Raw genomic sequence first — 23,133 nt, forward strand, 5'->3', positions numbered from 1 at the left:
CCTCTATCCTGCCTCCCCCCTGAGCACGTAGCCCGTGCCGCGAACCGTCTGAATGATTCGTTTTCCGCCGCCCTCTTCTACCTTTTGCCGCAGCATGGCGATGTAAACTTCCAGCACGTTGGATTCGCCGCTAAAGTCAAATCCCCATATTTTCTCCATGATGGCATCGCGCGTCAGCACACGCCTTGGATTCTGCATAAAGAGAAGCAGCAGATCGTATTCTTTGCTCGTCAATTCAATACGCCGTCCCGAACGAATTGCCTCGCGCGCGTCCATATCCAATATCAGGTCCTCGAACGCCAGCTGATGGCTGCTGGTCTCATCCAGCTTGTCCGACTTGCGGCGCAGCAGCGCTCTGGCTCTGGCCAGAAGCTCTTCCAGCGCAAAAGGCTTCACCAGATAATCATCCGCACCGAGATCAAGCCCTTTCACACGGTCAATCACATCGTCCTTTGCCGTCAGCATCATGATTGGCACGGCACTTCCGCTTTCGCGGACACGGCGGCATACCTCCCATCCGTCGATCTGAGGCATCATCACATCCAATATAATAATATCCGGATCAACGGTTAGAAGCGTCTTAAGCCCCTCTGCTCCATTGGAAGCCGTCGTTACTTCGTATCCTTCGAATGCCAGGCTGCGGCGTAGCATCGATATAATTCTTTCATCATCATCCACCACTACAATATGCGGTCTCACGGGCATCTCCCTTTCTACCGAACAAAAAGCGCAGAGAGTGGAAACTCTGCGCCTTGTTCGCCAATTCGAGCAGCAGCTGATTATTGCAGGCCAAATACGTTTTTATCGCCAATTTCGACCTTCAAATTCATTTCTTTTCCTTGACGGATAATATTGAATTCAACTTGCTCGCCGACTTTTCTGGATTGAATATCAGCAATTAATGCTGCCGATGTTGCCATCTTTTTGCCTTCAACGCCAACGATGACATCGAACTGTGTAAGTCCTGCCAGATAAGCTGGCGAGTTGTAGTAAACGCTCTTCACGAGCGAACCTTCCGCTTTCTCCATGCCAAGCTGCTTCGCAAATTCATCCGTCATATCATAAAGCTCTGCGCCGATGAACGGAGCCGCTTCCTTCGGTACTTCTGTGTTGTTCTTCAAGCTCTCGAGCACTTCATTAATCGTGCTGGTCGGAATCGCAAAGCCGATGCCTTGCGCTTGTGAGCTGACTGCAGTATTGATGCCGATAACCTCGCCCTTTACGTTAAGGAGCGGACCGCCGGAATTGCCGGGATTAATAGAAGCGTCCGTCTGAAGCAAATGCTTGTAATTGCGCTCGCCCTGCTGATCCGGAATATCGATTGGACGTTCCTTCGCGCTAAGCACCCCTGCTGTAATCGTATGGTCAAAACCGTACGGATTGCCGATCGCGACAACCCAATCGCCAATGTTGATATCATCGGAACTTCCCAGCGGTAGCGTCGGAAACGCCTTGTCTCCCTCGATTTTCAGAACAGCGAGGTCCAAATCATAGCTTGAGCCCAGCAGCTTCGCAGTGAACGGCTTGTCATAGCCTTGTACCGTCACCCGGATTTCGTCCGCTTGACCGACCACATGCTGGTTTGTCAGAATATGGCCATCCGCTTCGAAGAAGAAGCCTGTACCGATGCCGGACTGCTGCAGATCGCCGCTCTTCTCTTCACTTGGTGCCTCTGTACCCGGATAGTTATCACCGAAAAACTGTCTAAAGAACGGATCATTGAACAAGCTGTTGCCGCCATTGTTCGTTCTTACCTTCGCATAAGTCTCGATCTTCACGACAGCCGGGCTTGCTTGCTTGAAGAGCTGAGCGATATTGTCCGGCCTAGCCACAACGTTCGCCCCGCTTCCCGCACCGCTGCCGCTTGCCGTCGTTCCCGAGCCTGAGCCGCTGCCTTCCGATTGCGTAGCTACCGTATTGCCTGACGTGAACCAGTTGCGCGTATCCGCCGCATACATAAGTCCTCCGACAACAAGCACGCCTGCCATAAAGGAGAGGAACATCGATTTAAACGATGGACCTTTTTTCTTCTCTCTCACTTGAAAAGCATTCTTGACATTACCGCCGCCTGCTGGCGGAACCGGTCTAAGCTGGGGCGGATAAGACAGCGGCGGTTGCTGCGCCCCTCTATCATATCCGTCTGTTCTCTCGTAGCCATTGCCGCTAGCGATTGGCTGCGATGGTTCATTGACGGTCGGGCCGTATGAATAATAATAAGAAGGCTTTGGCTCCTGGACGCGAGCAGGCTCGGCAGCCTGTTCACTCGATTCGTTCGTATCGTCTGAACGCTTCGGCTCCTCCGGATTGAAAAAGTCGTCGTATCCATTTTTTTTGTTTTGATCATCCATATGCTTTCTCCTCCGTTCGACTGCTTGATTAATCTATTTCAATACAATTTATTTGTTAGTTCTATCTTGCACATTCTACCTTAAAACAAACTTAAAAAACCATGAAATTTAGATAACTTTTGGGCACGCTACTCCTTATTATTATTGGGTTTTGCGCAAAACCGCAAACTATTGAGCTTTTAGATACAAGTGCCTATTGTGGGCAAGATGCGGGCAACCCACAGAAACAGATCAATAAATAGAAAGAGCCGGGGGTATATTTACACACGGCTCTCTTATATTTTATCATATCGATATTTTCGGCGGCAAGACTGGCTTCCCTACCCTATCCGCTGAAGAATGTCCTCATCTATAATTTTTAACAAATCTTTCAAGTTATATGAATCATACTTGACCTTCCAAGTCCCTCCTTCTTCAATTAACTCTATACGTCCAGAGATAGCCATTTCTTCATCGCCAATTTGAAGCACGCCTTCATACATTAGCTTTATTACAACGGGATCATCGGTTTCTCGTTCTTCAAATACCAGGTCAGATAATCGGAGATCCGCTTTTTTAATTTGTGCGATTTCCAGTGAATTGATAAAAATACGATCAACCGATTTCTTTTGGAAAAACGAATCTGTTGTCAGCGGGCGAAGATTAGCATCTTTACTACTTATTTGTTCGAGCATGGCATCATCTGAATCCTCGAAGTGCTTGGCCTCGAGTTCAGTCTTTTTGTAAGCTTCGGCAACAGAAATGGCAGAATTCAGCTTGCTATCCTTCTGGCTTGTACAACCGCTAACTATGATCACAATCATTATGAGTCCAATAAAAACTCTCATGCAAGCACCTCCGATGAAATTATGATTATATGTTCTAAACGTTTCAATGCTTAATGAAGTTGATTACAATTTGCTCATTTACCATGTTAAAACAACAAAAAAACTCTCCAGCCGCCGGCTAGAGAGTCCTCTTCTCATTTATGGAGATTGTTTAGCGCTTCAACAGACTATCCACTTCACCCATAATCTCCTTCGCCTGCTCCGTCCAGCGGTGATCTACCGGGGCGTCAGGATCGGACGGGGCCTGGAACTGGTCGAACAGAGCTCCCGCCACTCGAACGGATGCTTCGGGGTCATTGCCCTCTTGATAAAGATGCCGAAGCACATAGGGTGTACCGAAGCGAATAATGGCATTGTTCTCCGACAGCTCGCTGTCGATGTTGCCGTCGGTCACCTGGAACGGGATACGCAGCCATACCTTGTTCTCATCATCGAGCGCGCGATCGAACGAGCCGCCGTCATAATCCCAATTGCCGCCAAGCGTGAACTGGCGCTCCGCCAGCAGCACCTGCATCTCTGTAAATTTCTTCTCTATGCCTTCCACTTCCGAAGCGATAGGAATCATGCGGCATACCTCCAACCTTTTTTCCGTATTTGCTAAAAGGTAGTATGCCCGCCGTCCCATCTCCTTATGCTACACGCGATTCGCCCAGCCCTTGCGGTGGGCCAGCACCGCCAGCTGCGTCCGGTCCTCCAGCTCGCACTTCATAAGCAGATTACTCACATGCGTCTTGACCGTCTTGATGCTAATATGCAGCTCATCGGCAATTTCCTTATTGGACAGGCCGTCCGCTATAAGCAGCAGCACTTCCTTCTCCCGCTCCGTCAAGTCTTCGTCACCCGACTGGGCCGTCCGCTGCCGCAGCCCTCGCGTCAACGCCTGCGATACGTCAGTCGTCATGACCGGCATGCCCTTGAACGCACCGTTGATCGCATAGATCAGCTCTTCCGCTGAGACGGTCTTGAGCACATAGCTGACAGCTCCCGCTTCAATCGCCCCGTACACCTTATCGTCTTCGAGGAAGCTGGTGAGCATCACGATTTTCATATTGGGATACTTCGCAATGACCGCTCGCGTCGTCTCGATGCCGTCCATCTCCGGCATCATCAGGTCCATCAGGATGATGTCCGGACGCTCCTCCTCCGATCTGGCCTCCAGCCAGCTTATCGCATCCCGGCCGTTGCCCGCTTCCGCAATAATATCGAGCTTAGGCTCCAGCATCAAATAAGTGCGAAGTCCAATTCTAACCATATCATGGTCATCGACAATCATAACCTTTATCGTATCGGATCCATTCATCGGCTCTGCTCTCCCCGGTATATTTTCGGAATTGTTACCTTCACTCTCGTACCGCTGCCTACTTTGCTGACGATATCGGCGCTGCCGCCCAGCTTCTGCGCACGCTCCTGCATAGTCGACAAGCCATAAGACCCGCTCTTCACCTGGTCTGCCTTGAAGCCTTTGCCGTCATCCACCAGCATCATCACGACTTGCCGCTCCGTATCCGCCAGTGTAAGCGTGCAGTTGCCTGCTCCCGCATGCTTCACGATATTCGCCATCGCCTCTTGCACGATCAGGAACAGCTGATGCTCCTTCGCTTCGCTAAGCTGCTCGGACAGCCGCCATTCCATCGAGCCTTGCAGGCCATTCTGGCGGCAATAATCCGGGAACCACTTGTCCAGCGCCTCCTGAAGCGTCCTTCCCTCCAGTTCCATAGGGCGCAGCTGTGCGATGAAATTACGCATCTGCTTCTGTGCCAGGTTAGACATCTGAATCAGCTGATCCAGCACGGACTTGGCGCGCTCTTCATCGACTTGCTGCAGCTTCGGCAAGGATGAAGCGCACATATGGATGGCGAATAATTGTTGACTGACCGTATCATGCAGATCACGCGCCAGCCGCTTGCGCTCTTCCAGTACAGCGGCTTCATTCGAAGCCGCCTCCGCAAGTACTTTCTCTTCTCCCATTTGCTGAAGCAGCTTCATTTTCTCTTCCATTTGCTCAGCCAGCTCATTAAACTCCCGGTAGATAGGTACAAAAGAGTTATGCCCTTGCTCCGTGATGCGCACCTCGTAGTTGCCGTTCACCGCTTGCTTCAAGGACAAATGCAGCGTATCCAGCCTCTGGCCGAACCGCTGCGCTGCCCAATATCCAAATCCGCCGCTTACAAGCAAGATGAGTAAGCCCGACCATAACTTCAGCTCAATCGTCGTGAACTGCCCAACCACTACACTCCATAATAACATCGCGAGCAGCACGGATACGGCGGACGACAAGACGAACATGCCGATAAGCTCCCACTTGCCGCTGCGCAAAAATCGAACCATCATGCCAGCGTCACCCTACCTTTGTTACACGCGTATCGCCAATAAAGGTACTGATGACGATCTTGATTTGTTTGTCGGCATCGGCATAACGAGGCGACTTCGTATTCACGTTCGTGAACAATCCGCCTTCCTTCTGCCCAAGCACCTTCACATCCCCGATGAACGCGCTGGATACCACTTGTACGCCAACCTCGTAGTCATTCGGCACGTATACCTTGACATCTCCGATAAAGGAAGAGATCGTAACTTTGGTTTCGCCAAACGGAATTTGCGCTTTGGTCAGGTCGAGAACGGTATCGCCGATAAAGTGGGAAATATTCATCGGCTTCAGCTCCCAATAATCGTGGCCCATATGGATATCGCCGATGAAGCCGGTGCGATTGATTGTGCTTTCATCATGGTTCCACCATTCTACATGTTCTTTGTGGCCGTTTTCGTAGCAACCGCTTTGCTTGCCCCGTTTCTTGTACTTGCTATACCCGTCATCCGAGCCGTAAGAGCTGCTTGATCCGGCTTCGTCAAACCCCTGATGCTTCGATTGCGATTTCTTAGGCTCATCAGCATAGTCATCCTGACTATTGAACTCATCCGAGCCGTCTCTGCCTGTCGGGTCCGGGTGAAGCGGCGGCGCCGGAGGTACAGGCGACTCATCCTGATAGGGACGGTAAGACTGCCAATCTTCGGATGGAGGCGTCTGACGTTTTCTGCGGCTCGGACTCCAGATCATACGAAGGCCGACAAAGATAATAATGACAGGAATCAGGAACGGAATAATATCCCCAATAGACCAGGTCAAGAAATCCAGGTTATTGCCCAGGAAGACAGCGCCCAGAATAACCATGAACCCTCCCCACCAACCTGAACCGCCATGATTGCGGCCGCTCAGCATCTGCGTTAATCCAAAATAGATCAGGATACACGGCCAAAAGGTCGAGAAGACGTCCCCTATGCTGAAATACAAATAACCAAGCTGTCTAAGCAAAAACGCTATTCCCAACGAAATGATGACAAGTCCGGTCAGCAACCGGCTTGCGAAGTTTCCATTCATGACGCCAACTCCCATGCCCTTCAATTTATATTCTTAGTATACCTGATTGCCCGTCTGTCGTATAAGGGACGGCCGATTGAACTTCATATCGGTCTCGAGACCGATATGTTTGGATGTTATTTACATATTCACAACAAAAAACCGCCATTGCCTCGGCAATGACGGCCTACCCGTTATTGAATCGACATATCCGCGCCGATTACGCCGATCGGATTCCCGGCTTCATCGTGAATCGACACAGAGATCGTCATACACAATTGCTTCGTTATGGCCGATACGTAGATGTCGGACTGGAAGGCATGTCCTGCGATCGCCTGCTTCCACCACTCCCTGCCTTTGGCATTCAGCAGACCAGCCTCAGGCAAGGATACGATAAAGGAGCCGTCCTTGCGATTCGACCAGATTGCTTCGATATCCGGCTTGGAACGGAGCAACTCCGTCAATACGGACCGGTGCTCCTCTTCCTTAAACGACTGCAGTCTGCTGTCGGCTGCGGCTTGCCTCAGCCACTGCTGCAAGGCCGCCACATTGCCCATCGCCTTATTGATTGTATGTTTAATACCGACATAATCAATAGCCTTCACCAGTTCTCCCGACGAACGACCCAGATTGCCCTTAATCCGGCCCAGCTTGGTGATCTGCTCCCGCTGCTGCTCCGTCATCTTAAGTGTCTCATCGACACTTTCCACTGTCTCATTGACGGAATTCACGACTTCCTTCAGCATGCGGGTCATATCTGCCATATGATCCGTCTGCCTTGCGCTTGCCACATCCGTATTGCCTGCCAGCTCGTCCACCTCGGATATTTTGTACAATATATCGTCCACTCTGCCTTGCGTCGTTCTCATCTCGTCTGCGCCGCGTCCGACAGAGCTCTTCTCCTCATCTACCGCCCGGATGACTTGCTTGACACCATTCTCAATCTGCTCGACGACCTGCGACGATCTTCTGACCGCTTCTCCGCTCTGCTCAGCCAGTTTCTTGATCTGATCGGCGACGACCGCAAAACCTCTGCCGTATTCCCCTGCATGCGCAGCCTCGATGGATGCATTCAGCGCAAGCAAAGACGTTTGGGATACGATCGCTTGGATAAGCGCGTTCATCTCACTGATATGAGACGTCTGTTCGATCAGCTCGCGAATATGCGCATCCATCTCTCCATTCTGAATAATCAGCTCATTCATGACTTCATTGGCAGTCTGCAGGGAGCGGCTTACATCCAGTACCATTTCTTTTGTCTCGTTGCTCTTGAGCCTCAAACGGGAGGAAGCCCCGCTAATCTGCTCAGCCGCCGAAGCAACCTCCTGAAGCGCGGAGAACGATTGTTCCATCTGGCTCATCGCGCCTGTGCTGGATCTTCGGAGCATCAGCTCCTGAGCAGCCGAACGGTTAGCTATGTCGGTAAGTTGAAGAATAGCTCCATCCACCTCATCTACTGCCGCATTCAATTGATCGGAAATGACCACCGATTCATGGAGCAGCGTCACCATCTTGTCCTGTTGTTCCGGCTTGATCGGTTCACTATCCGTATTTCGGGAAAACCATCGGGCTGCAGGTCGCATATGTAAGACCGCCCCTCTCCGTGGGTGATGTGAGTTTTCCCTACATTATAATCCAGTATTAGACAAAAGAAAAGAGAAACCGTTGCCGGTTTCTCTCTCTTTTTGGCGACTCATGTCACCTTAACTAACCTTATTGTTGGTTTTGATTGTTTTGATTGTTTTGAGCTGCTTGGTTCGCGTTTTGGTTAGCAGCTTGATTGTTAGCTGCATTATTTTGGTTGAATTCCTCAGCGAATTCAGCGTTGTACTGATTGTTTTGGTTTTGATTTTGTGCAGCTTTGTTTTTGTTTTTGTTTGTCATGGTCGTCACCTCCCCGTTCACCATTAGTATGGCAAGCCTTCGGCTTCTTATGCAAAAATTACGATTCCAGGTAAGACTGGGGAATCGGCTTGCCGACTTCTATCACCTGATTGATTTCATTCAACCAGGATTGGGTCAGCTTGCCCCTTCCTCGCCTTAGCACCTGGACTTCGACCTTGCGCTTGCCCCATTGCTCATATACTTCCTTGATCGTCTCAAAATACAGATCGATGCGATTTCCTTTGATGGCCGATCCGGTGTCGGCTACTACGCCGTAGCCGTATCCCGGGATATGCAGCAGCGTTCCGATCGGGAACAGCTTGGGATCGGCTGCAATAGTCGATACCTGGTCGCGTCTGACCTTCACCCCCGAATACGTAATACCGTATCCGGGATGGCCAGGACGTTTGCCTGTGGACTCGACACCTGCCGTGTAACCTGTTGCCACCACCTCTATAACATCCAGTGCAGCTGTTGTTGTGGTATTCGATTGCTTAGGATGATGATTGGCTGCAGATTCAGCGGGCGCACTGTATGCGATTGGCGCACCAAGCGCTGCGAGTGTGGCGATCAGCAGGATCATCCCCTTTTTTGCGCAAAGAAAAAAGCTTGTAACCATCTGGGCAAACTCCTCCTCAGAAGAATATTGCCCTGATGGTTCAAGCTTTATGCGCAGGGAGGTTACCGCCTACGCTTTGGATGCGATCTGGCTTTGCAAATACTCGATGATTTCTGCGATGGACTTGGCGCCGATATCGCCCTCGCCGCGTTTGCGGACGGAGACGGAACCGGATTGCATCTCATTTTCGCCAACGACCAGCATATAAGGAGCCTTCTCCAGCTGAGCCTCGCGGATTTTGTAACCCAGCTTCTCATTGCGCAGGTCACTCTCTACGCGAATGCCGGCCTCTTGCAGCTTCTCTGCCACTTCACGAGCATAAGCCTCGTATGCAGTCGAAACCGGAATGATCTTGGCTTGTACCGGCGATAGCCATAGCGGCAGCGCACCCGCAAAGTTCTCAAGCAGGAATGCCGTCATACGCTCCATCGTACTGATAATGCCGCGGTGGATAACGACTGGACGATGCTTCTTGCCGTCTTCCCCGACATATTCCAGCTCGAAGCGTTCAGGCAGCAGGAAGTCCAGCTGTGCAGTCGACAACGTCTCTTCCTTGCCCAGTGCTGTCTTGATCTGTACGTCGAGCTTCGGTCCGTAGAATGCCGCTTCGCCCTCCGCCTCGAAGAACGGAAGCTCCAGCTCCTCGACAACCTCACGCAGCATACGCTGGGACATTTCCCACATCTCGTCGTTCTGGAAGTATTTCTCTGTATCCTGCGGGTCACGATAGGACAAGCGGAAGCGGTATTCCTTAATGCCGAAATCTTCGTATACCTTGCGAATCAAGTTAATGACACGCGCGAATTCTTCCTTGATCTGATCCGGACGGCAGAAGATGTGAGCGTCGTTCAGCGTCATTGCGCGAACGCGGTGCAAGCCAGTCAGCGCGCCGGACATCTCGTAGCGGTGCATCGTGCCTAGCTCGGCAATACGAACCGGCAGGTCACGGTAGCTGCGCATGTCGCTCTTGAATACCATCATATGATGCGGACAGTTCATCGGACGAAGCACCAGTTCTTCATTGTCCATAACCATCGTCGGGAACATATCTTCATTATAGTGATCCCAGTGACCGGAGATTTTGTACAGCTCAACATTAGCCAGTACAGGCGTGTAGACATGCTCGTAGCCAAGACGCTCTTCCAGATCGACGATATAACGTTCCATCGTTCTGCGGATTTTCGCTCCATTAGGCAGCCATAGCGGTAAGCCTTGGCCAACCTCGCGCGAGAAGGTGAACGTCTTCAGCTCACGGCCCAGCTTCCGGTGATCGCGCTTCTTCGCTTCTTCCAGGAAGTGCAAATGCTCGTCCAGCTGTGCTTTCTTAGGGAAAGCAGTACCATAGATACGCTGAAGCATTTTGTTTTTGGAATCGCCGCGCCAGTAAGCGCCCGCAACACTCAACAGCTTGAACGCTTTGATCCGGCCAGTCGAAGGCAGATGCGGACCGCGGCAAAGATCGAAAAACTCGCCTTGGTCGTACATCGTAATCACGGAATCTTCCGGCAAGTCGCGGATCAGCTCCAGCTTGAGATTGTCATCCAGCTCCGAGAAGATGGCCAGCGCTTCGTCGCGGCTTACAACTCTGCGGCGAATCTCCAGATTCTCACCGATAATTTTGTTCATTACCTTCTCAATAGCTGCCAGATCGTCTGGCGTCAAGGAATGCTCCATGTCGATATCGTAGTAGAAGCCGTCCTCGATTACAGGACCGATACCCAGCTTGACTTCCTTATTGCCATAAATGCGCTTCAGCGCCTGTGCCAGCAAATGCGCTGTGCTGTGACGGTATACTTCAAGACCGTCTGCAGATTCAACAGTTACAATCTCGATCGCCGCATCCTGCTCGATTGGTGTATATACATCAACGACTTTGCCGTCGATTTTGCCGGCAATCGCGTTTTTCTTTAGTCCCGAGCTAATCGAGCCTGCTACGTCTTCAATGGTTGTGCCGGCTTCATATTCACGGACTGCGCCGTCCGGCAATGTAATTTTAATACTCACTTTCCTTCATCCTCCCATTTCTTCTATTGCAAGCGAAGCAGCAAGAACGCAACAAAAAAAGCACGCATCCCGCAAAAGGGACGAGTGCTTGTCAGCTCGTGGTTCCACCCTACTTCAACTGCTGATGTCCCAATCTTGCGCTTAGGGACGGCAGTCCTCGTAATTATCTGGTAACGGAGATATCCGGTATGGCTTACAGCCGCAGATCATCCTGCAGGTTCAACCATACAGCTAATAGAGGGGTATATCTGCCCGCGTCTAGGAAGGAACTTTCAGCTGGAATTCCTCTCTCTGGTCCAAGCGCATCTGGCAGACACATGACTCTGGTCATGGCTGTTGCAATGTTTATCAGCATCATTATAGACCGAGAAGAGAAAATGGTCAAGGGCGCAATCGCAAGTTGCGCAGCTTCCTAAGGGTGAATAAGCTCATCCAGTGTGCTGGAGCAGGACGGGCATTTCACACATACCTTCACCCGGCTATCGAAGATCGTCTCGATTGTCCGAATAACCTGCATATCGGGATGGCGCGTATGAATCATAATCTGCTTCGGAGATACCGAGATCAGCGAGCTGATGACCATGTCCTCGATATTCATCTCCGTCTCCAGCATCTCCGCTACGATCCGATCCGACGGAGGCTTCGGCTCCAGCGTCTGGAAGCTTTCATTGTACAGCATAAAATCATGGCCGCCTTTGTGCACCAGATGCACAAGCGCTATCTTGGACTCCTGTAGCTGGACAAAATACTTCAGCAGCGAGATGAATTCCTGATATTGTTTATCCAGCACATATTCATCCAGCGCATACTCCACAATTTCCGTAAGTTCCTTGCGGTAGGTGCGCAGGCGGAATGTGAGCAGCCCGCTCAGATTCAGCTCTGTCTCCACTTCAAGAAACTTCGCGATTTCATCGGCAATTTTCCCTTTCCGTCTGGCACGGTCCGCTTCCTGGAAACGGCTTCCGAGACCCTCCCACTCCTTGCCGTGCAGGAGATCATGGCAATACTTTTCAATGATAACGGCATCCATGGATGGATTTCCCCGATATTTCTTGCGGATAATCGACGAAAGCAGGTCTGGCTCCATATGTCTCACCACGTATTCAGCAATTGCATTGGCGGTCGATTTATATAACAAAGGGCCATCGCTCTTTAGTTGGAACTGCGGAAGCTGGGCAACGCAGTATACGGCTCCCTTTTCATGCACAAATTGAACGAATGGAAGACTAACCTCCCGGGCCGACCTATGTAAATCAGCATTTACTTGTTCCTTAAGCAGCGACTGCAGGTTCTCGACTGATTCCTCATCTGGCAATGCGATTCTGAACAAATCCATGCGCTCACCCCTTTCCTTCCGTTACAGTATATGGCCCTTAGGCAGCGTATATACAAAGAAGAGTTTGGCATGAAGCGCAGCTTTCGCATCAAAAAAAAACCGCGCCGAACGGTCAACAGGCCGTATCGGGCGGTCTTGATTTTATAAATAAAGATTAAAGAATAAGAATTAATTTTGCATAATGAAGTCGCGTTCCGCTTTCTCGGATTCATGATACATGCGAAGGATGTTATATTTGGTATCACGCTGAGCCGGGATTTTGCCTGCTTCGCGAATAAGCTGAAGAATAAGGTCGATGTTCACTTTATGCGTCGTGCCGGCAGCGGATACGACATTCTCCTCAATCATCGTGCTGCCAAAGTCATTACAGCCGTACGACAAGCTGAGTTTGCCCATCTCTGGTCCCATCGTTACCCACGAGGACTGGAAGTTGTTAATATTGTCCAGCATCATGCGGCTAACTGCAACGATACGGAGGTATTCCTCCGGCTTCGCCTTCTCCAGCTTCAGATTCGTATTATCAGGCTGGAACGGCCAGGAGATAAAGGCCATGAAGCCCGGCGTCGGATAGCCGTTCGTCAGCACCTTATCCTGTTCGTCACGGATACGGAGCATATGAAGCGCCCGCTCCTCGATCGTCTCACCCAAGCCATACACCATCGTAGCCGTCGTATTCATACCGTGGCGGTGAGCGGAATTCATCACATCCATCCAATCCGTCCATGGGCCTTTCATCCGGCTTATTTTTCTGCGGGTTCGGTCATCCAAGATTTCCGCGCCACCGCCCGGCAGGGAGTCGAGTCCAGCCTCATGAAGCTGGGCAATGACTTCGTCCAGAGACAATCCGTCAGAGACAACCTTCATCTTCTGGATTTCGGCCGGGGAGAAAGAGTGCATCGTAATGTTAGGGAAGCGATTCTTGATTTTGCGAAGCAAATCCGTGTAATACGTGAATGGCAAATTCGGATTCGTACCGCCTTGCATCAAGATTTCGGTACCGCCAACATCAACCGTTTCCTGAATCTTATTTAAAATGACCTCGTCATCCAGTACATAACCTTCCTTCGAGCCTGGTGCTCGGTAGAAAGCACAGAACCGGCAATATACGTCGCATACGTTCGTATAATTGACGTTGCGTCCTACCACAAACGTCGTAATCGGCTCCGGATGCCTTCTCAGCATCAGCTGGTTGGCTACATGTCCCATCTTCTCGATCTGATCGGAAGCGAGCAATTCCATCCCGTCTTCCAGACTCAATCTGTCGCCGCTCAGGGCTTTGTCCAATATACGGTCTATCGCGCTCATCCGCAAGACCTCCTTAACTTGTTCAGTCAAATAAGTAGCAATACTTAATCCTATCACAGATTAAGAAGACTAGTCATCCATTCACTACAAAACCAATATGGCAAATTAGCGAAATTTGAGAAAACCTTTATCGAGGCCATACTAGATGAGCGACCTACAGGTTCTTAAGCATGGTGTAGGTTTTATCGCCAGTTAGAACTTTCAAACTCGATACCCTCGGAAAACTTATAAAGTCTACTATAGTAATAAGAAGACAGACACGGCACTAGCCGATCGGATCGGCAGCCGTGTCTGTATGCGGGCTCTATTGCTCTGCAATCTCCTGCTTCGCCGCGCGAAGCGCTTGTTCCAGATCTTCAATCAGATCATCGACATGCTCAATGCCGACGGAGAAGCGCAGCAGACGGTCATCCACGCCGACAGCCTTGCGAATCTCTTCCGGAATATCGGCATGCGTCTGCACAGCGGGATACGTCATCAATGATTCCACGCCGCCAAGGCTCTCTGCGAATGCAATCAGCCCAATATGGCGCAGAATCGGCTCTACGTAACGAGCATCCTTCACTCGGAATGAGAAGATGCCTGTATTGCCGGACGATTGTTTATTCTGAACCTCATGTCCCGGGTGATGTGGCAAAGCGGGATAAAATACATCCTCGATAGCTTCATGCTCCAGCAGATACTCTGCAATCTTCGTCGCATTGTACTGATGCCGCTCCATCCGAAGCGCAAGCGTCTTCATCCCTCTCATGAGCAGCCAGGAATCCTGCGGTCCCAATACGGCGCCTATGGAGTTATGTAGAATCGCCATCTGCTGCGATAGTTCCTCGCCTTTTGTAATGATCAAGCCCGCCAGCACATCATTATGTCCGCCCAAATATTTGGTCGCGCTATGAATGACAATGTCAGCTCCCAGCTCGATTGGGCGCTGCAAATAAGGAGTAAGCAGCGTATTGTCGACAATCGACAAAAGCCCTCTCGACTTGGCCCATGCGCATACACGCTCCAAATCAGTGATCATCATAAGCGGGTTTGTCGGCGTCTCGATCAATACCGCTTTCGTGTTCGGCTGCAGCAAGCTGGACATGCCGTCTATATCATTCGTATCGACATAAGATGCCGTTACGCCGAATCTCGACATAATGCGCTCCAGCAGACGGTATGTGCCGCCATACAAATCCAGAGATACAATCAGATGATCGCCTTGGCTGAAGTAAGCAAATATGGTTTGCAGCGCTGCCATGCCGGAGCTACAGGCAAATCCGGCGTCACCGGACTCCAGCTTCGCTGCCGCTTCTTCCAGCACGGCTCTGGTCGGGCTTTTGGTTCTGGCGTAATCGAACCCCGTGCTTTGTCCCAGCTTGGGATGGCGGAATGCCGTTGCTTGATAGACCGGGAAGCTGACCGCTCCCGTAACAGGCTCCTGTACGGAACCGATTTGAGCCAAGTGACTTTCGATTTTCATCTTAACTTCGCAACTCCCTTAACATGTATTAGAGGTTTGAACACGCACAACTAGATGCCAGCGCCGAGATCGTAAGGCGTTTGCTGGTACACATAATAGTTCAGCCAGTTGGAGAAGAGCAGATTGGCATGCGCTCTCCATGTGGACAAAGGCATACAAGAAGGATTATCGCCCGGGAAATAATTTTTTGGAAGCTCGATGTCCATTCCCTTCGTTACATCGCGGTCATATTCGAACTTGAGCGAGGTTGGATCGTATTCGGAATGGCCCGTGACGAAGATTTGCTTCCCGTCGCGTGAAGCTACAATATAAATGCCCGAATCCGCGGATTCCGACAAAATGTCCAGCTCCTCGATCGGCTCGATGTCCTCCTTACGCACTTCTGTATGACGGGATTGAGGTACGAAGAACAGCTCGTCGAAACCTCTGAGCAGTTGGACGTTCCGCTTCTCTTCCGCAACGGTATGCGGGAAGACACCAAACACCTTGAAGTCCAGATTGTACTTTGGCACGCCGTAATGATGGTAGAGACCCGCTTGGGAAGCCCAACAGATATGGAAGGTCGAAGTAACATGCCGCTTCGTCCAGTCCATGATTTCCTGAAGCTCTTCCCAGTAGTTCACTTCCTCGAACGGCAGATGCTCTACCGGAGCACCCGTAATGATCATGCCGTCAAAATATTGATGGGAGATCTCGTCGAACGTTTTGTAGAACGACTCCAAATGCTCGGCAGACGTGTTTTTGGACTGATGTGTTCTCGGATGGAGCAGGACAACCTCCACTTGCAGAGGCGTGTTGCCAATCAGGCGAAGCAACTGCGTCTCCGTCGTTTCTTTGGTCGGCATCAGATTCAGTATGGCAATACGCAGCGGACGAATGTCCTGCTGGTAGGCAACGCTCTCATCCATGACGAATATGTTCTCATTGCTCAAGATTTCCTTCGCCGGCAAGTTGTCTGGTACTTTGATAGGCACTTTGATCACACTCCTAAATATCGGTAGTCATTAGAAGTCGACAAACAAAAAAGACCCCTTCTGCGTGAGAAAAGGTCGTATGCTCGGCAAGTAGCCGTCCGCCTCTCTCATCTCTCAGAAACTAAAATGTTTCCGCAAGAATTAGCACCGTGCTTAAATGCCGGTTGCCGGGCTTCATCGGGCTAGTCCCTCCGCCTGCTCTTGATAAGAAAGTAGTCTATTCAGTTGTTGTATTTCCAATTAAGACTACTTTAATCCATTCTGCCCTTCCCGTCAAGAACTCCGCCGCATATACTGTGAAACCGACCTCCATCAAGCCATTTTTCCCTTGAATGTTCTGCCAGTGCGGGAGTATACTAGACAAGGATTGGGACATTCATTCGACATTAAAGGAGTGTATGAGGACATGGAAGGTGATCGACCTAAGCCCGAAGCCAACTGTAATAGGCCACTGTCGGTTTTGCCGATACAAAGCCGCCCCTCCCTCGTTCCTGCACGCACTTTGATGTGGAACGGATAACGGGCCGACGGCTCTGTTTTGGGTTCCAGCCGGCAGTCTCCTGTAAGACGAGAGAGGAGAACTGCGTATGAAGATCAGACATGTAAACAATGGAAAATTCACGATGGTCGAAGACATCGATCAGACGCGCCTGGCGCCTGAAGAAGGCTTCTACTGGATTGATGCAGATGTAGAGGATCTTGAGGTGCTGCAGCCGATATTCGGCATGCATGATCTTGCGGTCGAGGATTGCCTCAACGATGAGGAGCAGCGACCCAAAATCGAGATTTACGAAAATCATTATTTTATCGTCATTGACAGCATTCGCTTTGATGATGAAGATATTTTTTTACGGGCGCTCAATATATTCCTGGGACGCCACTATATTATTACGGTAACAAAACAAAAAATTAACGAGCTACGTTCCCTGAAGCCTATTCTATGGGAGCAGGAGGTCAATCGTCCGGACCAGTTCCTGTATTACCTGGTCGACCTTGTCGTAGACAATTACTTCCTCGTCGGCGACCGGATCGACAGCCGGATCGAGACGCTTGAGGAAGACATCCTGATGCATACAAAGAAGTCGCATCTGAATGAGATCATTGGTCTGCGCGGCGAGATTCTTTGGGTGAAAAAGGTGCTTGGCCCTCAGCGCGAAGTGATCTTCACGCTGAACAAGAAGGAGCTTAAGCTGATTGACGATCAGCTGCAGAAGTACTTCCGCGACGTCTATGAGAATGCCATCAAAGTATCGGAGTCCTTCGAGACGTACCGCGATCTGATGGGCAACCTTCGCGAGGCGTATCAGTCCAGCCTTACGAGCCGCGCCAACGAAATCATGCGCGTTTTCACAGCCATTACGACGATATTCATGCCGCTCACCTTTATTACGGGCATCTACGGCATGAACTTTGACGATATTCCAGGTATTCACTTCAAGCTTGGAGCCTATATTTTACTCGGCATTATGATTGTACTGGGATTTGGCATGTTTATTATTTTCCGCAAGAAGGAGTGGCTCTGAGAGCCATTCCTTTTTTTGCTGCATACTTTTAGATAAGATATAATAGACCTATGCCCAGTGAACGTCGGAAGGGGGAATACTGGACATGAATATTAGCCAGTTGGAAACACTGCTCACCATCTCCAAGACGATGAGCTTCCGCAAGGCAGGCGAGCTTCTCAATTTGACGCAGCCAGCCGTATCGGCTCAGATAAAAAGCTTGGAGGATGAATTCAAAACCGTCCTGATCGACCGCAACCAGCCCGTTACCCTTACGGAACATGGACAGGTCTTCCTGGAGCATGCGGAGCGCATGCTTGCCATCGTCGAGGAGCTTAAGCAGAAGCTCAACGATCTGAATCATACGCCCCAAGGCCATATTACGCTTGGTACGACCTCATCCATCGCGATTCAAATATTGCCGCGGGTGCTGTCTTACTTTCAGAATCAATACCCGCTTATCAAGACAACGATACATACCATGCCATCATCCCAAGTTATGACCTGCGTCGAGAATGGTTCCGTGGACGTTGGCATAACCTATCTATCGGAGAAAAATCCGAACATTGCCTCATCCACTCTTTATTACGATACGTTCGAACTTGTTGTCTCCCCGGAGAATCCGCTCAGCAGCCTGACGCATACTACCGTTGACAAGCTGAAAGACGTCCCGATGATTATGCTTGCACCGGACACGCTGGGCAGGCGATACGTAGACGCCATGTTCAGGAAATACAATGTTCAACCGAATATCGTCATGGAGCTGTCTAGCAGCGAAGAAGTGAAGAGGATGGTCGAGATCGATCTTGGCGCCGCCATTGTCTCCAAGCTGTCCATTCCTACAGAGCTTAAGCATGGCACGCTTAAAATCATTAAAATCAATGAGCTTGAAGCCAGCCACCCCGTTGGCGTCGTCTATAAGTCGGGCCGTTATCTGAATACGGCCATGCAGCAGTTTTTGAGCGATTTGAAAGGCATGCCAGAGCATTCATTCATCAGCAGCGAGTAGGAGGGTTTACATTGAAATTCGATCTACATACACATCACGTCAGATGCGGACATGCGGATGGCACCATTGAAGACTACATTCTCGCCGGTATCGATGCCGGACTAAGTGTCATCGGCATATCCGACCACTCCCCCTATTTCTTCCATGAAGAGGATCAGCCTTGGCCGGGCATTGCTATGGCGAGAAGCGACTTTGCCAATTATGTGAATGAAGTGCTGCGGCTGAAGGAGAAGTATGCAGGACGCATCGAAGTGCTGCTCGGCATGGAGTCGGACTACTTCGCCGATCACGCCGCAGCGTACCGGGAAGCCTATAAGGGCGTTCCGTTCGATTACTTGATCGGTTCCGTGCATCAGGTCAGCGGGGTCAGCATCTTCAATCGAAATCGCTGGAAGAACCTGGACGAAGCCGGACATCGAAATGAAAAGAAAAGCTATTACGAGCTGATCAAGCAATCCGCACAAAGCGGCATGTTCGATATATTGGGACATATCGATGCGATGAAGGGCTATTACCCCGCATTCTCGGATATTCCTGGACATGAACATATTGACGATACGCTGCGTACCATTGCAGACTGCGGCGTATCGATCGAGATCAACACATCGGGCAGCACGAAGGATGTTGGGGGCTGGTATCCGTCTGACACCATTCTGGAGCGGGCGCTTCACTTCGGCGTGGATGTCACGTTCGGATCGGACGCCCATATTCCTTCCCGCGTCGGAGATGAATGGGAACTGGTCGCCAAGCGGCTGAAGGAGATCGGCTTTAAGCATTGGGTATTCTACCGTCAGCGACAGCAAGTTATCGTGCCGCTATAGCCACATGGGGGAGGGATGCAGATCAGCGTCCCTCCCCTTCTGTGTGTGAAGTCTGATCCGCAGAGCAAGCTGTGTCCTGACCTTGCAAGACAAAAAAAAGCGGGCCTGCACGCCGCAGGCCCTAAAAGGTTATATAAAAGGGGGTCTTGTTTATTATAATAGCCCAACCATATGTTAGGGCGGTAACAGGACTATTTCATTTGTGTAACAAATTCGGGAGTGTGAAATTCAATGTGGTTAGCAATAGCCATCGGCAGCGCAGTCCTATTCGGACTGGCAGGCTGGTGGATGAAGGTATCGCAAATGCGCGGGGGTTCTACCCGCATGCTGCTCCTTGCTCTCTACACCGCAGGCACAGCAGGCTTCGGCATTCATACGGCTATCGAGGGTAGTCTTAGCGCTTTATTGGATATAAGAGTGTGGGCAGCAGGCCTCATTATCGGCGCCGGTTCTGCCTGGGGCAATGCCTTGTTCATGAAGGCGCTTGAGCATGGTCCCGCCAGCTTGACCTCTCCCTTAACGAATTTGAATATCGTCCTGGTTGTAGCGATGGCTACGCTATGGTACCATGAGCCGCTCAGCTTGCCGCAGGGAATTGGCGTCATCCTGCTTCTGTTGTCTGTCATGCTGATCGCCTACAAGCGCAAGGAACCGCTCACGATTAAAGAAAAACGCTGGTTTCTGATTGTCGGGCTGGCGATCCTCATGTTCACCTTGCGCAACGGCGGACTTAAAGTGACAGACGAGCTTGGTCTTTCGAGTGCGCCGGTCTTGTTCGTCGCTTATGCGTTGTCGATTGCATGGTTCCTTATTCCATCGAGCGAGATCATTACACCAGCGTCCAGACGCATAGGCCTCAAGCTTGGGCTTGCAGCCGGCTTGTTCTCCTACGGCGGCCTCCAGCTCTATGCGGTTGCCATTTCGACTGGCCAGGCGAATCTGGCGGCTCCGATCTTCGCGACCAACAGCCTGGTTGTAGCCATCGGCTCCATTCTGCTTTACAAAGAAAGATTATCTTTGCAGCAGTGGGCCGCATTCCTGTTCATGCTTACCGGACTCATCGTAATTAAGATGTAAATATTTTGCATTTTTCTTGCAACCTTTATAGTCTTTCATACGTTAGTGTTGAAGAATAGTCAACAAAGCAAACGAACGACGACAAGCGGCATTGTCGTATTCGCATTGAACAATGAACATATTGAACACTATGTTCCTGCTATTGGACGATATGATATCAAGCTGCGTTATCCGGAAGGCATCTCAGTGCTCCTCCTTACCAACATAACGCTTTATCCAACTTGATAAAAAGTCAGTCTCTGCCTGCGCATAAGCTCGCCAAAAGCCTTTGTTGCCTGGCACACTTACTTTTCGTTCGTACATATGCTACAATAGAACTATGAAAAGAGGGGTGATTCTGTTGGATTATTCGACAATGTGCCCGAGGTATGAAGCTGCGGCTGATCTATTAGGCAAAAAATGGACAGGTAGAATCATTCGAGTTTTATTAGGCGGACCGAAGCGGTTTAAAGATATTAAGGAACAAATTCCGGAAATGAGCGACAAGATGCTGACGGACCGGATGAAAGAACTCGAAACGCTCGGCATCGTCAACCGTCAGGTATATCCAGAGATGCCCGTTCGGATTGAGTACGAGCTTACGCCTAAGGGCAGAGACCTGCAGCCAGTCATCGAATCCATACAAGCATGGGGCGAGACTTGGATGTAAAACATAAGAAAACCGCCATTGCAGGCGGTTTTTTTATTTGCCCTTCCTTCTACTCCGACTTCTCCTGAACCATTAAAACGGGAAAAACAGCGGCAGCAGCGCAACCATCGCCACCCCCAGCAGCAGCTGAACGGGCAAGCCGACCTTCACATAATCCATAAAGGTGTACCGTCCTGCCGACATCACCAGCGCATTCGGCGGCGTCGAGAATGGCACGGCGAAGCAGATGCTGGAGGCGAGTGCTACGGCGAACAGGAACGGTACCGGATTGACACCCAACTGAATTGCCGCAGCAAGTGCAATCGGCGCGAACAAGACGGCGCAGGCTGTGTTGCTGATGAACAGTGTCAGAGTCGACGTCGCAAAATATATCCCCGCCAGCAGCGCAAGCGGTCCGGCGCTGCCCAAGCTGTCGACAAGCCCTTGCGAGATCAGCGTAGCCGCTCCAGTCTTCTCGATCGCCACCGACATGGGAATCATGCCCCCAATAAGGACGACGCTCTCCCAATTAACCGTCTTGTATGCGGCATCCATATTTCTCAGGCATCCTGTTGCTACCATCAGCACCGCAGCAATCATAACGGATATCACCGCCGGGAATAAATCTGCGATCATGAGCGCAACCATCAAGGCCATGATGCCGCCTGCGAGCGGCGCCTTATGGCTAAGCGGCATAGAAGCGGCCGCCTCCAGCGGCTGCCCTACAACGACAACATCGGCTTGCTCTTTGGACAGCGTGGCGATATTTTTCCAGGTGCCCTGAACCAGCAGCGCGTCTCCGCGCCGGATTTTCTCGTCCTTGAGTCCATGCAGCACATACTCTCCCTTGCGCTGTATGCCAAGAACGTTGACACTGTATTGCTCACGGAAGCCGGCATGCTTAATCAATTGATTAATATGCTTGGAGTTTGGCGGGATAAGCACCTCCGCAATGCCGATCTCGGGGGATGCATAACCGTCCGTCTCCGCTCCGCCCACCCGCTCTGTCGCCTGGTGATCCAGCAGCGTTAATCCGCAATCTTTGGCGAAAGCTTCCACTTGCTGGAACGTGCCCTTTACATACAGAATATCCTGATCCATGACGACCGTGTCAGGGCCTGCCATCTCCCCATTAATCGTTTTGAAAAAAGGATTCTTATGCGACGTCTTCCGTCTGACCTCGCTAATATGTATGCCGTATTGTTGAAGAACCGACAGCTCCTTAAGCGGCTTCGAGACAACGCTGGACTTGCTGTCCGCCTGAACGCGGTACAGATGTCCGGTAAGGCTGTAACGCTGTGCCAGATGGTGCACGCTTTGACTGCCTGAGCGGCTGTCGTCTTCGCCGCTGCGTGACTTCAGCAGCCATTTGCTGAACACGATGATCAGAACGGTTCCGAGCAGGAGACATACTAGACCGATCGGCGTAAAGGAGAAAAACGTCAGCTCGGCAATGCCGTTTTTCGCCAGCGTCTCCCGAATCACCATATTAGGCGGCGTACCGATCAAGGTCAGCGTTCCTCCAAGGCTGCTGGCGAAAGCGAGCGGCATCAGCAATTTGCCCGGACTGACATTAGCGCTCATCGCGAGACTGATGACAATCGGAAGCATAACGGCAACCGTCCCCGTGTTGCTGACAAAAGCACCAATAAACGATGTGGACAGCATCACGGTCACAAGCAGCTTGGTCTCATTCGTGCCGGCAAGCTTGAGCAGCTTGCCGCTCACGATATTAGCCAGTCCTGTCTGGAAGATGCCTCCCCCCACTATGAACAGGCCGATCATCATAATGACGACGGAATTGGCAAAGCCCGACAATGCCTCTGCCGGAGTAAGTATATCGAATAATACCAGTATGACCAGGGCGCATATGGCGACTAAGTCGGAACGCACTCTGCCGCTTACAAACAGGGCTGCGGCCCCTGCCAATACCGATAAGGTTACTATCATATCCAACTGCAAATCGACTCCCTCCAGAT

21 protein-coding genes and 1 riboswitch are annotated in these 23,133 nt (G+C 50.8%); of the genes, 5 read left to right on the forward strand and 16 right to left on the reverse strand.

From position 1 onward, the window contains the following. Positions 1-3: 3 nt before the first annotated feature. From ACFVSO_RS00120 to metA, 15 genes are all read right to left on the reverse strand, one after another. Positions 4-699, reverse strand: coding sequence for a response regulator transcription factor (locus ACFVSO_RS00120; protein ID WP_387468822.1), 696 nt, complete (start codon positions 697-699; stop codon positions 4-6). Between the two features lie 80 nt (positions 700-779). Then, the gene (locus tag ACFVSO_RS00125) at positions 780-2,348 is read right to left on the reverse strand and encodes a trypsin-like peptidase domain-containing protein (RefSeq protein ID WP_387468824.1); all 1,569 of its coding nucleotides are present in this window, start codon (positions 2,346-2,348) and stop codon (positions 780-782) included. A 320-nt stretch (positions 2,349-2,668) separates the two neighbouring features. Further along, the gene (locus tag ACFVSO_RS00130; RefSeq protein ID WP_387468826.1) at positions 2,669-3,175 is read right to left on the reverse strand and encodes a hypothetical protein; all 507 of its coding nucleotides are present in this window, start codon (positions 3,173-3,175) and stop codon (positions 2,669-2,671) included. A gap of 151 nt (positions 3,176-3,326) precedes the next feature. Next, on the reverse strand, positions 3,327-3,740 hold the full coding sequence (locus tag ACFVSO_RS00135) for a YugN family protein (protein WP_387468828.1): 414 nt from the start codon (positions 3,738-3,740) through the stop codon (positions 3,327-3,329). Between the two features lie 69 nt (positions 3,741-3,809). After that, complete coding sequence (locus ACFVSO_RS00140; protein ID WP_387468831.1) at positions 3,810-4,475, reverse strand: response regulator; 666 nt, start codon at positions 4,473-4,475, stop codon at positions 3,810-3,812. Continuing rightward, positions 4,472-5,506, reverse strand: coding sequence for a histidine kinase (locus ACFVSO_RS00145; RefSeq protein ID WP_387468833.1), 1,035 nt, complete (start codon positions 5,504-5,506; stop codon positions 4,472-4,474). The genes ACFVSO_RS00140 and ACFVSO_RS00145 overlap by 4 nt, the downstream gene beginning before the upstream one ends. A gap of 7 nt (positions 5,507-5,513) precedes the next feature. After that, positions 5,514-6,551 (reverse strand): cell wall-active antibiotics response protein LiaF, encoded by a 1,038-nt coding sequence (gene liaF / locus ACFVSO_RS00150; protein WP_387468835.1) that lies wholly within the window; start codon positions 6,549-6,551, stop codon positions 5,514-5,516. A gap of 173 nt (positions 6,552-6,724) precedes the next feature. Further along, positions 6,725-8,113, reverse strand: coding sequence for a methyl-accepting chemotaxis protein (locus ACFVSO_RS00155; protein WP_387468837.1), 1,389 nt, complete (start codon positions 8,111-8,113; stop codon positions 6,725-6,727). 130 nt (positions 8,114-8,243) lie between these two features. Next, positions 8,244-8,414, reverse strand: coding sequence for a hypothetical protein (locus tag ACFVSO_RS00160; protein ID WP_387468839.1), 171 nt, complete (start codon positions 8,412-8,414; stop codon positions 8,244-8,246). 58 nt (positions 8,415-8,472) lie between these two features. After that, a complete protein-coding gene (locus ACFVSO_RS00165) occupies positions 8,473-9,033 on the reverse strand; it encodes a 3D domain-containing protein (RefSeq protein WP_387468841.1) in 561 nt (186 codons plus the stop codon). A gap of 69 nt (positions 9,034-9,102) precedes the next feature. Next, positions 9,103-11,037: a threonine--tRNA ligase gene (gene thrS / locus ACFVSO_RS00170; protein WP_387468844.1), complete on the reverse strand. Its 1,935-nt coding sequence runs from the start codon at positions 11,035-11,037 to the stop codon at positions 9,103-9,105. Between the two features lie 412 nt (positions 11,038-11,449). Beyond that, positions 11,450-12,373, reverse strand: coding sequence for a putative sporulation protein YtxC (locus tag ACFVSO_RS00175; protein ID WP_387468847.1), 924 nt, complete (start codon positions 12,371-12,373; stop codon positions 11,450-11,452). A 168-nt stretch (positions 12,374-12,541) separates the two neighbouring features. Further along, positions 12,542-13,678: a cyclic dehypoxanthinyl futalosine synthase gene (mqnC, locus tag ACFVSO_RS00180; protein WP_387468849.1), complete on the reverse strand. Its 1,137-nt coding sequence runs from the start codon at positions 13,676-13,678 to the stop codon at positions 12,542-12,544. A gap of 304 nt (positions 13,679-13,982) precedes the next feature. Continuing rightward, positions 13,983-15,143, reverse strand: coding sequence for a PLP-dependent transferase (locus ACFVSO_RS00185; protein ID WP_387468852.1), 1,161 nt, complete (start codon positions 15,141-15,143; stop codon positions 13,983-13,985). A gap of 50 nt (positions 15,144-15,193) precedes the next feature. Next, positions 15,194-16,117 carry a homoserine O-acetyltransferase MetA gene (gene metA / locus ACFVSO_RS00190; RefSeq protein ID WP_387468854.1) on the reverse strand — a complete coding sequence of 308 codons (924 nt, stop codon included), beginning with the start codon at positions 16,115-16,117 and terminating at the stop codon, positions 15,194-15,196. A 104-nt stretch (positions 16,118-16,221) separates the two neighbouring features. Next, positions 16,222-16,328: riboswitch (SAM riboswitch) on the reverse strand. 376 nt (positions 16,329-16,704) lie between these two features. On the opposite strand from metA, the gene corA reads away from it, so the two are divergent. The 5 genes from corA (at position 16,705) to ACFVSO_RS00215 (ending at position 21,175) form a co-directional block, all read left to right on the forward strand. Continuing rightward, entirely contained in the window at positions 16,705-17,640 is a 936-nt protein-coding gene (corA, locus tag ACFVSO_RS00195; RefSeq protein ID WP_119800740.1) for a magnesium/cobalt transporter CorA, read from the forward strand. Positions 17,641-17,725: 85 nt separating this feature from the next. Then, a complete protein-coding gene (locus ACFVSO_RS00200; protein WP_387468857.1) occupies positions 17,726-18,628 on the forward strand; it encodes a LysR family transcriptional regulator in 903 nt (300 codons plus the stop codon). Positions 18,629-18,639: 11 nt separating this feature from the next. Beyond that, positions 18,640-19,449, forward strand: a complete 810-nt coding sequence (locus tag ACFVSO_RS00205; protein WP_387468860.1) for a histidinol-phosphatase — start codon at positions 18,640-18,642, stop codon at positions 19,447-19,449. A 231-nt stretch (positions 19,450-19,680) separates the two neighbouring features. Continuing rightward, the gene (locus tag ACFVSO_RS00210) at positions 19,681-20,526 is read left to right on the forward strand and encodes an EamA family transporter (RefSeq protein ID WP_387468862.1); all 846 of its coding nucleotides are present in this window, start codon (positions 19,681-19,683) and stop codon (positions 20,524-20,526) included. A gap of 340 nt (positions 20,527-20,866) precedes the next feature. Next, positions 20,867-21,175 carry a winged helix-turn-helix transcriptional regulator gene (locus ACFVSO_RS00215; RefSeq protein ID WP_119800736.1) on the forward strand — a complete coding sequence of 103 codons (309 nt, stop codon included), beginning with the start codon at positions 20,867-20,869 and terminating at the stop codon, positions 21,173-21,175. A 72-nt stretch (positions 21,176-21,247) separates the two neighbouring features. On the opposite strand, the gene ACFVSO_RS00220 is transcribed toward ACFVSO_RS00215, so the two are convergent. Then, positions 21,248-23,104 carry an SLC13 family permease gene (locus ACFVSO_RS00220; RefSeq protein ID WP_387470492.1) on the reverse strand — a complete coding sequence of 619 codons (1,857 nt, stop codon included), beginning with the start codon at positions 23,102-23,104 and terminating at the stop codon, positions 21,248-21,250. Positions 23,105-23,133 lie beyond the last annotated feature (29 nt).

Source organism: Paenibacillus sp. NPDC057967 (genome assembly GCF_042887015.1).
In the GTDB taxonomy this organism is placed as follows: domain Bacteria; phylum Bacillota; class Bacilli; order Paenibacillales; family Paenibacillaceae; genus Pristimantibacillus.

Bases quoted from the DNA above. Each gene is read 5' to 3' on its own strand.
- ACFVSO_RS00130 (WP_387468826.1), bottom strand. From the start codon at position 3,175: ATGAGAGTTTTTATTGGACTCATAATGATTGTGATCATAGTTAGCGGT.
- ACFVSO_RS00160 (WP_387468839.1), bottom strand. From the start codon at position 8,414: ATGACAAACAAAAACAAAAACAAAGCTGCACAAAATCAAAACCAAAAC.
- ACFVSO_RS00185 (WP_387468852.1), bottom strand. From the start codon at position 15,143: ATGAAAATCGAAAGTCACTTGGCTCAAATCGGTTCCGTACAGGAGCCT.
- ACFVSO_RS00135 (WP_387468828.1), bottom strand. From the start codon at position 3,740: ATGATTCCTATCGCTTCGGAAGTGGAAGGCATAGAGAAGAAATTTACA.
- corA (WP_119800740.1), top strand. From the start codon at position 16,705: ATGAAGATCAGACATGTAAACAATGGAAAATTCACGATGGTCGAAGAC.
- ACFVSO_RS00175 (WP_387468847.1), bottom strand. From the start codon at position 12,373: ATGGATTTGTTCAGAATCGCATTGCCAGATGAGGAATCAGTCGAGAAC.
- ACFVSO_RS00145 (WP_387468833.1), bottom strand. From the start codon at position 5,506: ATGATGGTTCGATTTTTGCGCAGCGGCAAGTGGGAGCTTATCGGCATG.
- ACFVSO_RS00165 (WP_387468841.1), bottom strand. From the start codon at position 9,033: ATGGTTACAAGCTTTTTTCTTTGCGCAAAAAAGGGGATGATCCTGCTG.
- ACFVSO_RS00210 (WP_387468862.1), top strand. From the start codon at position 19,681: ATGTGGTTAGCAATAGCCATCGGCAGCGCAGTCCTATTCGGACTGGCA.
- ACFVSO_RS00220 (WP_387470492.1), bottom strand. From the start codon at position 23,104: ATGATAGTAACCTTATCGGTATTGGCAGGGGCCGCAGCCCTGTTTGTA.
- ACFVSO_RS00140 (WP_387468831.1), bottom strand. From the start codon at position 4,475: ATGAATGGATCCGATACGATAAAGGTTATGATTGTCGATGACCATGAT.
- ACFVSO_RS00125 (WP_387468824.1), bottom strand. From the start codon at position 2,348: ATGGATGATCAAAACAAAAAAAATGGATACGACGACTTTTTCAATCCG.
- ACFVSO_RS00200 (WP_387468857.1), top strand. From the start codon at position 17,726: ATGAATATTAGCCAGTTGGAAACACTGCTCACCATCTCCAAGACGATG.
- mqnC (WP_387468849.1), bottom strand. From the start codon at position 13,678: ATGAGCGCGATAGACCGTATATTGGACAAAGCCCTGAGCGGCGACAGA.
- liaF (WP_387468835.1), bottom strand. From the start codon at position 6,551: ATGAATGGAAACTTCGCAAGCCGGTTGCTGACCGGACTTGTCATCATT.
- ACFVSO_RS00155 (WP_387468837.1), bottom strand. From the start codon at position 8,113: ATGCGACCTGCAGCCCGATGGTTTTCCCGAAATACGGATAGTGAACCG.